Source organism: Cnuella takakiae, assembly GCF_001953305.1.
Lineage (GTDB): Bacteria > Bacteroidota > Bacteroidia > Chitinophagales > Chitinophagaceae > Flavisolibacter > Flavisolibacter takakiae.
This window is the reverse complement of the sequence record NZ_MTFE01000010.1, coordinates 4,069,631-4,082,582: the sequence shown is the minus strand read 5'-3', so window position 1 is coordinate 4,082,582 and position 12,952 is coordinate 4,069,631. Positions and strand designations below refer to the sequence as shown.

Here is a 12,952-nt window from a genome sequence, read left to right as displayed (position 1 = left end):
ATGATTCACTAACCTTAAATTTTATTGTATGCCGAACAAGACAGCTGAACCCAGGAAGAATAAGCCTACTAAAAAGAAAAGCTCAGCACAGAAGAAAGCGAATCCAAAGAAAAAAGCACGGTAAGGTCAAAATGCATGGAGCCCGGTTCACAGCACTGGGCTTCTTTCTTCTCATGGGAATCTCCCGCAACGAATTCACGGTGGGGCTTAAGTGTAGATAACTTCCTTATCCCGCACCATTTCATAGTTAGTTACCTCCTGGCAACCCTGCTCTTCACGAAGTAAAATTACACAGCGGAATACGGGTACACTGCTGCACCAGTTGCTAAGTTTCATTTAATGGTAAGGAAAAAGTGTTTAGAAAGGTGTGGCATTTGGAAAACATGCGGTTCAATTAACCACAAAAGCCAAATAGCGGTTTAAAGTTGAAGGCTTGACATCCAGCCACTATTTCATAAACATACTGTTAGCTGAACTTATACTTTCAACAGATATTGCTGCCTCCGCAAACCAGACCATAGGTTCATTGTCTCTGAACCACTTTATCCTTAAAATCAGTAATGGTGTTTCCATCATAACGATACACACCATCTACTGCACCATACCAGATACTTCCATCCTTAGCTTCTAAAATCCTAAAAAAATGAGGTGATTGTGCTATTTCAGTTACAGTTGGCTTTATACTGGACAAGGCCTTATGATCATAACGGGAAAGACCAAACCCGTTGCTATTACTACTGTATCCACTTGTCCAAATGTTGCCCTTTTTATCTTCGTAGATATTATTGATAAAACTCTTGGTGAATTGGCTGCGTGTACTGCCATTAAAGCGCCAAAGCCCAGAGCCGCCACCAAACCAAATATTGCCTTTTCTATCTTCGATCATTGACCAGACATTCTTGACGGGCTCGCCGTTATAGGTGAAAACGGCAAATGATTTTCCATCATAAACGTAGGTATGGCCCCTGGTGCCAAACCATAGTTTCCCTGATTTATCTTCCATAATTGCATTGACATCATTGTTGAATTGACCTCCTTCAGTTGGAAAATTTTGAAAAGAAGTTCCGTCATAGCGGCTTACTCCTCCATCGACACCAAACCAGATATCGCCACCTTTATCTTCATAAATGATGGAAATCCGGTTACTGGCAAGCCCTTGGTTGGTCGTATAATGTCGAAAGGACTGCCCATCGTAATAATAAACACCTGTGCCATAAGCAGCGAACCAGTGATTTCCTTTTCTATCTTCCAGAACAAAAAAATAGCGGTCTGAATTTATGTCCCTGGTGATATTAGCAAAGGATTTTCCATCGTACCGTATAATTCCTTCTTCTGATGCGAGCCAGATGTTGCCCTTTCTATCTTGTCTGATGCCACGAACAGATGTCTTAGGTCCGTAGGAAGTAACTACGTCCATATTGACGGCCTTGATAGTATCTGGTGGTAAGTCAGCTTTATCTTGCCCTTTTCCGGAGGTAGAAAAATTAACCAGTAACAACAATAGATACAAATGTGCATATTTCATTGTTTCTACTTAATGAGATCTTGACAATAAATTAGCACAAGATGGAAGCACTTCCAAATGCTTCCCATGATATTATCCAATAAGTAACCGTTTGTGATGCCAATTCTTACGTGCATCCTGCATTTCGGCTAACGTATAAGGCATTTGCGAAGGCAGGGAATCCGTGTTCCATCGGCAGAGCCTATGTAGAAATGCTGATTTCTTGCTGAAGCCGAAAAGTAGCATTTTAGCCCTGCTTTCGCAAATGCCATCCTATGTTTGATTTTGTATCTTCTTGCTGCTAAAGAATGTGGGCAGCAGGAGTAAGACTTGCAATGCGATAAAGCCTTGGAGCTTGTCTAACATGATAGTCCCCTGCTGCCTTTTACTTTCCTTATTCCGAACAGTTCCACTGAGTATAGTTGCGAGCTATAACTCGTATGAAATTAGGATCGTTGGAAAGAAAGTAAATCCACATTCCCTATTTACTTACTTAATTCAAATTTACCATGAAATCACACTTCCTGGTAGCAGGCATCGATGTTTCTAAAGACACCTTGGATATCTGTTTCAATGACGATCAAAACCGGGAGCATTACTTCAAAGTTCAAAACACACCCAAAGGGCATAAACTGCTCCTGGGTAAGCTTGGGGCCGAGCGAACTTTTGTAATGGAAAGCTCAGGTCCTTACTACCTGCGCCTGGCTTTCTCCCTTCAGCAGGCAGGTTGTGATATCAGAGTGGAGAATCCCACCAGGGTAAAACGCTTTATCCAAATGCAACTGGAGCGCAACAAAAGCGATAAGAAAGATGCTCGTTGGCTGTATCGCTATGGTGTGGAACGGGAAGCTGCCCAGTGGCAACTTCCGGCAGCGGAAAGCCTGAAATGCGCTCAGATCATGGGTTTGGTAGACCTGTATACCCGTCAGGCCACCATGATCCAAAACCAACTGCACTCCTTGGAGCAGGTACCTGTAATTTGTACAGAGGTAGTCAAGAGCCTGCAAAAGAGCCTGCGCTCAGTTAAGGCGGAGATCAGAAAACTGGAGCACCAGCTACAGGATTTGTTACAGGTTTGGCAGGGTGAGCAGCTCAGGTGCATCAGTTCCATTCCCGGCCTAGGCAAAAGGGCTGTTGCTTTGCTGATCGTTTACACAGAAGGCTTTACAAAGGTTCAGAGTCATCGGCAACTGATTGCTCTTGCAGGCCTGGCTTCCAGGGAGCATACCAGCGGCACCTCGGTTCGGGGCAGAAAGGGTATTTGTAAGATGGGCAATGGTTATCTCAGAAATGTGCTGTACATGTGTAGCCTTTCTGCTATCAAACACAATGAGGCGTGCAAGGAGTTGTATGACCGGCTGAAAGCAAAAGGGAAAAGAGGAAAAGTGGCACTGATTGCCGTATGCAACAAGCTGCTCAAACAAGCATTTGCAATAGCTACCAAAGCCACTATGTACCAACCAAATCACAAAAGCATCTTAGCTTGAAAAACCATTTGGTTTTTAACACAGTTCATGTTAGGTGCGTTGCCTTTTCCCTACAACTTAATTGAAAGCTGTATTCGTCCTCCGAGACCCAGTTCAACAATCTTTTGTAGTGTTGATAAGCGGACTTCTTTGACATCATTTTCGATCTTGGAAATATAAGATTTTGTTGTGCCGACTTTCTCGGCCAGTTCTTCTTGTGTTAAGCCCTTTTCTATTCTAGCTTCGTGCAGTAATGCGCCTAGCTTGAACGTTTCATAATCTGCTTCCAACTGTTCACGGCTGGCAGTTCCTCTCTTGCCAAAATGCTTATCCTTGAATTGATCGAGTGTTGTTACTTTACTTTTTTTCGCTTTCATACTCACTTTTGATTTTCAATGCTCTTTCAATCTCTTGCTTGGGTGTTTTCTGAGTCTTCTTCTGGAACCCATTTGCTAGTACAACAAATTTGCCTTCATCGAAAAAGCAGAATATGCGGAAAATGTCACTAGCGGCTTGCACCCTAATCTCGTAAAGTCCATCTGTACCTTCCAGGTGCTTCAAATAGGATTCAGGTATCCGCTCTACTTCCTCAATGAGCGTCAGCGTCCAAATGATTTTAGCTTTTACTTTTTCACGCTGTTGGAGGAAGAAACCTTCAAAATGGTTTTTATAGAAAATAACTGATCTGTGCTTTGAGCCTTTCACCTGCCAAAAATATGAAAGTTGCCCGAAAGTACAACTTTAATATGGTGAATATTTACGGATTGTAGCGAAGTGTGGATCGCAGCTAACACTTAAATATACGCAACTCCTTGCTCCAAAAGTATTCGTTATCAAAGTCAAATAAAGCAAGAAGTTCAAGTTGCATTTATTAACGATGCTTATAATTCCGAATTAGTTTCTTGAAAGAAGGGTATTTGCTTTTGCCTAAAGCTGTGAAGTTCCATGTTGCGTGTAACAAGGGAAATCTTGTTTACAAGGCTTTCGGTTTTGCAAAGAGGCTGTAACATAAAGCCATTAAGCTTGGTGTGCAAAAATGTAAAATGAAATGCTCCTTTTACAGTCCAAACCTGGCGTTTGCAATACGTAAAGTCTTCCTAAAGCAATTGCTACCGGTATTTCAATTGACACAAATGGATGATCAATAATGCTGGGCCACAGTAGCACTTGTTTCGGTATCGCTCCATGTTCTAGCTGTAAAAGGAAAAAAGGAGGGGGATGCCAAAACAAGTTCCCATGACATAGGTCTGGAGAGCCAGAACCGGAAGGTCTACAGCTTTTTAATAGTATCAGCCTTATAATCTTGAAACATTAGGCTTTTCTTTCCCCGTTGAAACAGGGTCAATAAAAATTGCGGAAAAAGTTTGGTCTTTATTAAATCAATCGTAATATTACGATGTATGGGCGCTACCAAGTCTGAAATATTTACCCCGGCACAGAACGAGCTTGCAGCAATGCTGAAGGCACTGGCTCATCCTGCCCGCATCGCCATCCTGCAGTACCTGGTGAAAAGCCGCACCTGTATCTGTGGCGACCTGGTGTCGGAGTTGGGCCTGGCGCAGGCTACCATATCGCAACACCTGAAAGAATTGAAAGCCGTTGGCCTGTTGAAAGGCACCGTGGAGGGCACCAGCATCTGCTATTGTATTGATGAAAAAGTGTGGGGTCGGTACAAGAAACGTATGGAGCAGTTCTTTGTAGCCTACGAACCCAAGGGCGGCTGTTGCTGATTTTTTTTGCTTCGTTTAATCGCAATATTGCAATGAAACAATCAATGCATGGTTATGAAATCCCCTGACCAACTCAAAGAACTGGTACGCCAGAAGTACGGCGAAATTGCCTTGCAGGACAAGGCCACTAATGAATCTTCCTGTTGTGGATCGGGTTGCTGCTCCACGGAAGTGTACAACATTATGAATGATGACTACACGCAAATGGAAGGATATAACCCGGATGCCGATCTTGGCCTGGGTTGTGGCCTGCCCACACAATTTGCCCGCATCAAGGAAGGTGATACGGTAATTGACCTGGGCAGCGGCGCCGGCAACGACTGTTTTATTGCCCGTGCCGAAACAGGTTCAACAGGTAAAGTGATTGGTATTGATTTTACCCCTGCCATGATCGAAAAAGCTAGGGGCAACGCTGAAAAACTGGGCTTCAATAATGTGGAATTCCGACAGGGTGATATTGAGCAGATGCCTGTAGCCGCAAATAAAGCCGATGTGGTGGTAAGCAATTGTGTGCTGAACCTGGTGCCCAATAAGGATGGTGTTTTCAAAGAAATTTACCGCGTGCTCAAGCCGGGCGGACATTTCAGTATTGCTGATGTGGTGTTGCAAGGTCAATTACCTGCAGGATTGCAGGAAGCTGCCGAAATGTACGCGGGCTGTGTGTCTGGTGCTGTTCAAAAGGAGGCCTATCTCGAACTTGTAAAGCAAAATGGTTTTACCAATATCCAGGTGCAAAAAGAAAAAGCTATTACCATCCCGGATGATATCCTATCTGGTTTGCTTGACCAGGAACAATTGGCGGAGTTTAAACACTCGGGTACGGGCATTTTCAGCGTTACAGTTTATGCCGAAAAACCCTGCTGCGATCCTGCAGCCGGCTGTTGTTCCTAAAAAGTATGTTACCTATTGAGGAAATGGCGCACGGTGAAGTCAATTGGCTTTTGGCCTTTAGCAGTTGGTTTTTGTTGTACATCAGCATGGATCATTGCAATGGCTAACAGCCAACAACTAACAGCCAATCTCCATTATGAAAACGATATTCAGTATTATGTCTGCAAACAACTGTGCGCCTGCTGCCAACCGCAAAACCCTTGGCTTTGTTGATCGCTATCTTACCCTTTGGATATTTATTGCTATGGCATTGGGCGTAGCTATTGGTTACTTGTTTCCAGGCGCCTCGGCCTTCATCAATTCCTTTTCAACGGGCACTACCAATATTCCTTTAGCCATCGGGCTGATCCTGATGATGTACCCGCCCTTTGCCAAAGTGCGGTATGAGCAACTGGGCGAGGTGTTTCGGAATACAAAAATTTTGGGTGCATCCTTGCTGCTCAATTGGGTGATTGGTCCCATACTCATGTTTGGATTAGCCATCACCCTGCTGCACAATTATCCCGAATACATGGTGGGCCTCATCCTTATTGGTCTTGCCCGTTGCATTGCCATGGTGATCGTGTGGAACGAACTGGCCGAAGGCAGCCGCGAATATGCCGCAGGTCTTGTGGCACTCAACAGCATCTTCCAGGTATTGCTGTATAGTTTTTATGCCTGGCTTTTTGTAACCGTACTGCCGCCATATTTTGGTGTGCGTGGCCTGGACATCGCCATCAGCATGGGCGATATCGCACAAACAGTAGCCATCTACCTGGGACTGCCTTTTTTGGCAGGACTGCTCTCGCGGAAAGTGCTGCTGCGCAGCAAAGGAAAGGACTGGTACGAAAACAAATTCATACCCTTTGTTTCACCCATCACCCTTATTGCGCTCCTGTTTACCATCGTTGTTATGTTCAGTCTGAAAGGCAACCTGATCGTGCAAATACCATTGGATGTCCTGCGGATTGCATTACCCCTTGTGATCTATTTTGCCATCATGTTCCTGTTGTCTTTTTTCCTGGGTAAAAAGATGGGTGCCGATTATGCACAGAATGCTTCCATTGCTTTTACTGCCGCTGGTAATAATTTCGAGCTGGCCATTGCCGTAGCCATCGGCGTATATGGCATCAATAGCGGACAGGCCTTTGCGGGTGTAATTGGCCCGCTGGTAGAAGTGCCGGCACTCATCGCACTGGTGCGCCTTGCCTTTTTGCTGCGCCGGAAATTTTATACGCCCATACAACTGCAACCCCAAACTGTTTCGAAATGAAAATTGCCCTTTTCAGCGATATACACGCCAACCTGCCTGCACTGGAAGCCTTTTTCGAAAGCGTAGCTGCTAAAAAGCCCGATGCTATCTATTGCCTGGGTGACCTGGTGGGTTACAATACCTGGCCTAATGAAGTGATCAATGCCATTCGACAGCGGGGCATTCCCACCATCAAGGGCAATTATGATGAAGGCATTGGCCTGATGCGTGGCGATTGTGGCTGTGCCTACAAAACAGAAAAGGATCAGGAAAACGGCAGCCAATCTATTGCTTATACCGATGCAGTGGTGGGAGCAGCTGAACGAAGCTACCTGCGTGGTTTGCCTGCGCATATCCGGGTGGATTTTTCCTTCCATAACGAAAAGAATAGCCTGCTGCTGGTGCATGGTTCGCCCCGCCGCATCAACGAATACCTGTTTGAAGACCGGGAAGAGAAAAGCCTGCTCCGCATCCTGCAGGATGCACAGGCCGATATCCTTTGTTTTGGTCATACCCACAAACCTTATCACCGCATAATGCAGGCGCCTGACGGCAGATTGCGGCATGCCATCAATACCGGTTCGGTAGGCAAACCCAAGGATGGCGACCCGCGTGGTTGTTATGTGCTGCTTACTATCAACCCTGATGTTGCCTCAAGGGAAAAGGAGCATGTTACAGTGGAATTTGTACGCTTTGATTACGATGTGGAAAAAGCAGCGGCATCAATTGAAGCAAGTCCTTTGCCCAATGATTTTGCCGATATGTTGCGCAAGGGATATTGAGTCGGGCGTATAGCTGCAAGCGCTGTAATGCACGAAGCAAAAGTATCAGTCTTAATTCTGTCTGCGACTGGTATTCCCCTCTGCTCCTCCGCGTCCGCTGCGTGAAATAGAATTTTCCCTCATTGAAAATGTCCCCAACGCATGAGGGGATCAAAAAAAGTGCCCCTTCAAATGAAAGGGCGCTTTTTATTAACCTTAGACAGTATCCAACTATCGACCCTGTTTCACCAGTTTCAACGATACTGCTTTTCCATTCTGTACCAGTTGCACATAGTAAATGCCGGCGCCATAACCTGCTCCAATTTGCAGGCTGCCATTGGCCCGCAGCTGTCCGCGGCTTTCTAGCAAACGGCCGGTTACATCTGCCACACGGAGTTGTACCGGTGCATCGCTGCCACTTGACAGTACCAAGGTAAAATTGCTGGTGCTGGGGTTGGAAAGCACCTGTACCGAAAGCGGGGCTTCGGGCGTATGTGCGTTGCGTGCTTTGATGCTGCTGAGCGGGGGTACACCATCTTTAATGGTTACCCGGCTGCTGCCATCACCAATAATGGCGGCGGAAGCTTTGCTGAGTGCTACGCTGAAGTATTCATCCAACTCGCCGGTATTGTCGGCAGATACCGGAACAGTTATCACGGTGCTGATCAAACCCGGGCGGATGGACAGTGTGCCGCTGGTAGCGGTAAAGTCCTTTTCCGATGCCTTGGTTTTGCGGCTGCTGGCGGTACCATCCACCGTGGTAAAGTTTACCTTGATGGTTTGGTTGCTCACCTTCGAAAGCCTTACCGTGATGCGGGCGATACCTTCCCGTTCGTACACCACCGCATCGGCAATATTGATCAAGGGCAGGCTGGCACAGCCTTCATCTACCTGGCCATCGCAGTTGTTGTCGATGCCATCGCACAGTTCGGGAGCACCGGGGTAAATGGCCGCATCACGGGGTTTGCAGTCCTGGGCATCCGGTACGCCATCGTTGTCGTTATCCGTATCACAGGCATTGCCGATGCCGTCGCCGTCCACATCTTCCTGTCCGGGGTTAGCTACAGCGGGGCAATTGTCGGTGCTGTTGGCAACATAACCCACCGGCTGGGTACAGGCTTGCTTGCTTTCATTTTTATCGCCCAAACCATCGCCGTCAGCGTCTTTATACCAAACAGGGCCCACACCTTCGTCTACCTTGCCGTCGCAATTATTGTCCCTGCCATCACATACTTCGGTAGCGCCGGGGTGAATGCTGGCATCCAGTGGTGCGCAATCAGTTTCATCTGTTGTGCCATCACCATCGTCGTCGGTGTCGCACACATCACCAATGCCGTCTTTATCGGTATCCAGTTGGTCCGCATTGCCTGTGGCAGGACAGTTGTCCTGCGCATCGGGTATGCCATCACCATCCTGGTCGGCCACTTGCAGGTTGATGCCAATCAACACAGGGTCGTGGTCCGAAGAGCGGAAAGGTTCGGTAGTGTACAGCGAGGCCCAGGGATTTACATCGGCAACGGCTTCACTGCCATCTCTTACGTCATCGTTATAATCGAGGTACACCGGTTCGGGTGAGTTGATATTCCACTTGTTGAGCGCGGTGATATCTGCAGCCAGGCTGGCGCTGGCTATGGCATGGTCGAGCGAGCCTACCTGCCCGCTAAACTGGTACGACTTGCTGCTTGCCGAACCCAGTACGCTGAAGCCTGCGGCACGCAACACATCCAGGGGGTCTTCTTCAAAATAGGCGTTGTAGTCGCCCACGGTCAGCACCCGGTCGTGGCCCACTGCCGGTGCAATGGTTTCGTTGATGAAAGCGATCAAAGCCGCAGCCTGCTCTTTCCGGGTGGCGTTGTAGCAACCCTGGCCATCGTTCTGATCGGCATCGGCACCGGAAGCGCCACCGCAACCCTTCGACTTGAAGTGGTTAACGATAAACACAAAGTCCTTGCCGCTGCCGTTTACTTTGAAGTTCTGGGCAATAGGTGGGCGGTTGAACACCGTATTATTGGAAAGCAGTACCTCACCATCGGGGCTTACTACAGCGGGTTTGTACAAAATAGCGGAGCGGATGGCATCGGTATTATAAGGTTGGATGCTGGCGCCGTCGTTTACAAAAGCATAGGTGCCTGCACCCAGCTTCGCATTTAAGCCATTCACCAGGTCCTGGATGGCAGAGTTGGCACCCGTACCATCATTTTCCAGTTCAATCAATCCCAGTACATCGGCATTGATTTCGGCCAGTGCATTGATGATCTTGGTACGCTGCCTGTTGAATTCCGCCGGCGAGTTGGCGCCACGGGCTGTAGGGAAGCCGGCGCCAAGGCCATCGCCGTTGAAGTAGTTGAGCACGTTGAAAGAAGCCACTTTTACATTGGCGCCTGCACCAAAGCCGGGGAAGGAAGGACGGGGCGCATCGGTAAACTGGATGGCTCCGATGTTTTCGGGCAGTACGCGGTAGCTGCTGAAGCCAAAACCCAGCACGCCTGCAAGGGTAGTGGTGGTGCTGCCCAAAGTGCGGGTGCCTGCACCGTTTACATAGGGCAGGGTAGTGGGAGCAGGGTTGCGGCCATCGTCCAGCACAATTGAGCGCAATTGGTTGGACAGCGAAAATGCGTTTACCGCCGCAGCATTACTGGTTCCTGCCGATGTGGTGCCGCTGGCATCGCCATCGTTAGGGTCTACCACTTGTGTGGGCTGGTACACCAGGCCATCGGCCGAAAGGGTAAGCAAGCCGCGGTTGCCCAGTTCGAAATTATTGGTAACGGTAAGGGTTTGGTTGAAGGCCACACGCATGCCTTCAAAACGTTCCAGGTCGGTAGGAGCTGTAATGGGCAGGCTTACCGACACTGGATTGGGTAGGGCATTGCCGCTGGCAACAACGGTTATAGTAGGGGCAGTAACTACGGCCTGCCCAAAGGAAGGTGTAGCGCTGTTTTCCTGAACGGTGCCGCTCACCAGCACCTTGTCGCCGGGGGCTACCGTTGCCGTACTGGCCACAAAAATGCCTTCGCTGGTCAGCGGGTCGGCATCGGCATCGGCGTCTTCTTCCTGGATGAAAAAACCTGCGGGGCTCCAGGTGGGCAGCACATTGGTAACAATGGCTTCAAACCGGAACTGGCCGGCGGTGGCCGTAGTGCCTGAACCCTGCACCGTATGTATCCGGGTAAGGGGTGCATCATCGTCGTTCAGTTGTGCGGTAGCAGGGTTGTTGGCGAGGGTGTATCCTGTTACGGTACCCAGGCTAAAGGTGATGGATTCAGTGCCTTCTGTCGTCTTATCATCAACCGGTGATAACAATACTTCAATGCTGGTATTTCCTGCCGGTACCGTAATGGTGCCATTTGCAGCAAGGGGTACACCTGCTGTAGTGGCGGAGTAGTCAGTTGCCAGTGTGGCGGTGCCACCCAACTGGTACGAAAGCACGAGGTCGGATGTGGCAGCACTTGTTAGTGTGATGGTAAACCGGCCAGCCGTAGCTGGCTCAGAAAGGTTTACTGCAGCAAGGGTGATGGTGGCAGCTGCCTGTCCCGAGTTGGTTGGGGAAGGTGGGTTGTTGATCACGAAATTTGCAGCATTATCATTGCTGTCGAAACCCTCGGGGCTGCGTTGTATGGAGGTGGTGTTCGAGGGTGCAGGAGCAGGTGCGGCGCCTTCGGCATTGTTTGCTGAAGATCCATAAGAAACACGATCTGTTTCTACTGCGTTTGCATTTTTCAATTCTAACCTTCCCGCAGTTCCCGACAGGTTTATTCCCCCGGTTGCATCTGGTGTAGGCAGGGCGGGAAAGGTGGTAAGGGTGCTGCCTGCAAGTGCTATCAAGAAATACCCCTTGCTCTTGATGGTGCTACCGGCGGGAATGGTGAAGTTGTTTGCCGAGGTGCCGGTGGCTGAATAATACGTAAGCACCCAGTTGCCGATTGGCAGGTCGGTGGTGCTATTGTTGTACAATTCAACAAAGTCGTTGCGAAGCACGGCGCCACTATTGCCGCCGCCACCATAAACTTCGTTGATGACCACCTGGCCCATGGCGGCCGGTGCCGCTGCTGTAAAAAGCAGCAGAAGTGCTGTGTAAAGTTTTCTCATGTGTGTATTTGAATGGTAAAGAATACGGGATGGATGTTGTGTATGGAGCTAAAGGTTTTTGGATGTGGAGCCCAAAGGTAGGTATGTGATAAATATGCTATATTAAATAATTGTATTATGTCGGGCGGGAAGTTGGTGCTGCTGTTAGGAGGGTATTTAGCGAAAATTTTAGCATGTGCCCGACAAAAAGAGTAGGCGGTCAAGATAAAGCTTGTCTTGGAGTAAAAGCTTACCTAAGTCAAAAAGAAAAACTCAATGGGGTAAATGGCATTGGTATTAGCTTACACGGGACCATGCCTCCCTGTTTTTATGGCTTCATCCAGGATGCTATTCTGCAGTCTGTTCCCACCCTGTTCCCACCATATCCCCAGTATAAGCCGGGGATATCCCTACTTTGTTCCCACTTTACCGTATAGGTGCGGACAGGTGGCGGTTCTGCACTTTACATTGTAATCAACCTTTTCGCATTGTTGAAACATTGGTTGCACAAAGCTTTGCAGCACACCGGTAAGGGTGCAAAAAAAGCCAATCTATGAAGGGGCATAGATTGGCTTTTTGGGTGTAAATAGGGTGTCAATTAAATGCTCTGATTCCGTAGGAACCAGGGAACAAACGAAAAGCATGGTGTTATACCTGGTGCTTCGCTGTTCAGAACGATACTGTTATTGGCAAACAGCTATTTACTGGTAATGACATCATGAAAAGGTGGCCACACCGGCCTGGGCCACTGTGTGGTCATTTTCTACAGTGCTTCCGGAGACGCCAATAGCACCAATAATTAATCCTTCGCTGTTTTTGATGGGTATGCCTCCCGGAAAGGTGATCAGGCCGTTATTGGAATGTTCGATATTATACAAAGCGCCGCCAGGTTGTGACAACTGGCCGATCTCCCCTGTATTCATATCAAAAAAGCGCGCTGTTTTTGCTTTTTTGATGGCAATGTCAACGGAGCCCAGCCAGGCGCCATCCATGCGGGCAAATCCTACCAGGTTCGCACCTGCATCTACCACCGCAATATTCATTTTTAGTCCCAGTTCCGATGACTTTGCAACTGCTGTCTGGATTGCCTTCTGAGCCTGTTCAAGAGATACATTCATATAATTATTGTTTTGCATTTAAAGGTAAGGGACAATGGGATATGGCTGCAGCATGCCCTGCCGGCTGCAGGCGTGGATGCCGGAGACAAACAATACATGTTCCCTTTTTTAGTGATGTAGCCTTTTATTGCCGGACGCCAGGAAGCCGCCTTGCGTTGATGTGGATATGCTTACCGGAAATCGCTG

Annotated in this window: 10 protein-coding genes; 5 read left to right on the top strand and 5 right to left on the bottom strand. The window is 48.2% G+C overall.

The genetic code is table 11. The features are described from left to right. Positions 1-523 precede the first annotated feature (523 nt). On the bottom strand, positions 524-1,525 hold the full coding sequence (locus BUE76_RS17545; protein ID WP_073043263.1) for a ligand-binding sensor domain-containing protein: 1,002 nt from the start codon (positions 1,523-1,525) through the stop codon (positions 524-526). 488 nt (positions 1,526-2,013) lie between these two features. Here BUE76_RS17545 and BUE76_RS17540 point away from each other — a divergent pair, with 488 nt between their 5' ends. Next, the gene (locus BUE76_RS17540; RefSeq protein WP_073043261.1) at positions 2,014-2,991 is read left to right on the top strand and encodes an IS110 family RNA-guided transposase; all 978 of its coding nucleotides are present in this window, start codon (positions 2,014-2,016) and stop codon (positions 2,989-2,991) included. Between the two features lie 50 nt (positions 2,992-3,041). Here the strand turns inward: BUE76_RS17540 and BUE76_RS17535 are convergent, their stop codons facing one another. Together BUE76_RS17535 and BUE76_RS17530 are read right to left on the bottom strand one after the other, a co-directional pair. Further along, entirely contained in the window at positions 3,042-3,347 is a 306-nt protein-coding gene (locus BUE76_RS17535; RefSeq protein ID WP_073043259.1) for a helix-turn-helix domain-containing protein, read from the bottom strand. Then, positions 3,328-3,675 (bottom strand): type II toxin-antitoxin system RelE/ParE family toxin, encoded by a 348-nt coding sequence (locus BUE76_RS17530; protein ID WP_073043257.1) that lies wholly within the window; start codon positions 3,673-3,675, stop codon positions 3,328-3,330. The genes BUE76_RS17535 and BUE76_RS17530 overlap by 20 nt, the downstream gene beginning before the upstream one ends. A 695-nt stretch (positions 3,676-4,370) precedes the next feature. On the opposite strand from BUE76_RS17530, the gene BUE76_RS17525 reads away from it, so the two are divergent. From BUE76_RS17525 to BUE76_RS17510, 4 genes are all read left to right on the top strand, one after another. Next, the gene (locus BUE76_RS17525) at positions 4,371-4,700 is read left to right on the top strand and encodes an ArsR/SmtB family transcription factor (RefSeq protein WP_073043255.1); all 330 of its coding nucleotides are present in this window, start codon (positions 4,371-4,373) and stop codon (positions 4,698-4,700) included. Between the two features lie 54 nt (positions 4,701-4,754). Further along, positions 4,755-5,591 carry an arsenite methyltransferase gene (locus BUE76_RS17520; RefSeq protein WP_073043601.1) on the top strand — a complete coding sequence of 279 codons (837 nt, stop codon included), beginning with the start codon at positions 4,755-4,757 and terminating at the stop codon, positions 5,589-5,591. A 157-nt stretch (positions 5,592-5,748) separates the two neighbouring features. Then, on the top strand, positions 5,749-6,843 hold the full coding sequence (arsB, locus tag BUE76_RS17515; RefSeq protein ID WP_073043253.1) for an ACR3 family arsenite efflux transporter: 1,095 nt from the start codon (positions 5,749-5,751) through the stop codon (positions 6,841-6,843). After that, positions 6,840-7,604, top strand: a complete 765-nt coding sequence (locus BUE76_RS17510) for a metallophosphoesterase family protein (RefSeq protein ID WP_073043251.1) — start codon at positions 6,840-6,842, stop codon at positions 7,602-7,604. The genes arsB and BUE76_RS17510 overlap by 4 nt, the downstream gene beginning before the upstream one ends. A gap of 210 nt (positions 7,605-7,814) precedes the next feature. On the opposite strand, the gene BUE76_RS17505 is transcribed toward BUE76_RS17510, so the two are convergent. Both BUE76_RS17505 and BUE76_RS17500 read right to left on the bottom strand, forming a co-directional pair. Then, positions 7,815-11,669, bottom strand: coding sequence for an ExeM/NucH family extracellular endonuclease (locus BUE76_RS17505; RefSeq protein ID WP_073043249.1), 3,855 nt, complete (start codon positions 11,667-11,669; stop codon positions 7,815-7,817). A 695-nt stretch (positions 11,670-12,364) separates the two neighbouring features. Continuing rightward, complete coding sequence (locus tag BUE76_RS17500; protein WP_073043247.1) at positions 12,365-12,766, bottom strand: GlcG/HbpS family heme-binding protein; 402 nt, start codon at positions 12,764-12,766, stop codon at positions 12,365-12,367. Positions 12,767-12,952 lie beyond the last annotated feature (186 nt).

What these genes read in the sequence shown, in the direction of transcription:
- BUE76_RS17545 (WP_073043263.1), bottom strand. Translation starts at nt 1,525, where the DNA reads ATGAAATATGCACATTTGTATCTATTGTTGTTACTGGTTAATTTTTCT.
- BUE76_RS17540 (WP_073043261.1), top strand. Translation starts at nt 2,014, where the DNA reads ATGAAATCACACTTCCTGGTAGCAGGCATCGATGTTTCTAAAGACACC.
- BUE76_RS17535 (WP_073043259.1), bottom strand. Translation starts at nt 3,347, where the DNA reads ATGAAAGCGAAAAAAAGTAAAGTAACAACACTCGATCAATTCAAGGAT.
- BUE76_RS17525 (WP_073043255.1), top strand. Translation starts at nt 4,371, where the DNA reads ATGGGCGCTACCAAGTCTGAAATATTTACCCCGGCACAGAACGAGCTT.
- BUE76_RS17520 (WP_073043601.1), top strand. Translation starts at nt 4,755, where the DNA reads ATGAAATCCCCTGACCAACTCAAAGAACTGGTACGCCAGAAGTACGGC.
- arsB (WP_073043253.1), top strand. Translation starts at nt 5,749, where the DNA reads ATGTCTGCAAACAACTGTGCGCCTGCTGCCAACCGCAAAACCCTTGGC.
- BUE76_RS17510 (WP_073043251.1), top strand. Translation starts at nt 6,840, where the DNA reads ATGAAAATTGCCCTTTTCAGCGATATACACGCCAACCTGCCTGCACTG.
- BUE76_RS17505 (WP_073043249.1), bottom strand. Translation starts at nt 11,669, where the DNA reads ATGAGAAAACTTTACACAGCACTTCTGCTGCTTTTTACAGCAGCGGCA.
- BUE76_RS17500 (WP_073043247.1), bottom strand. Translation starts at nt 12,766, where the DNA reads ATGAATGTATCTCTTGAACAGGCTCAGAAGGCAATCCAGACAGCAGTT.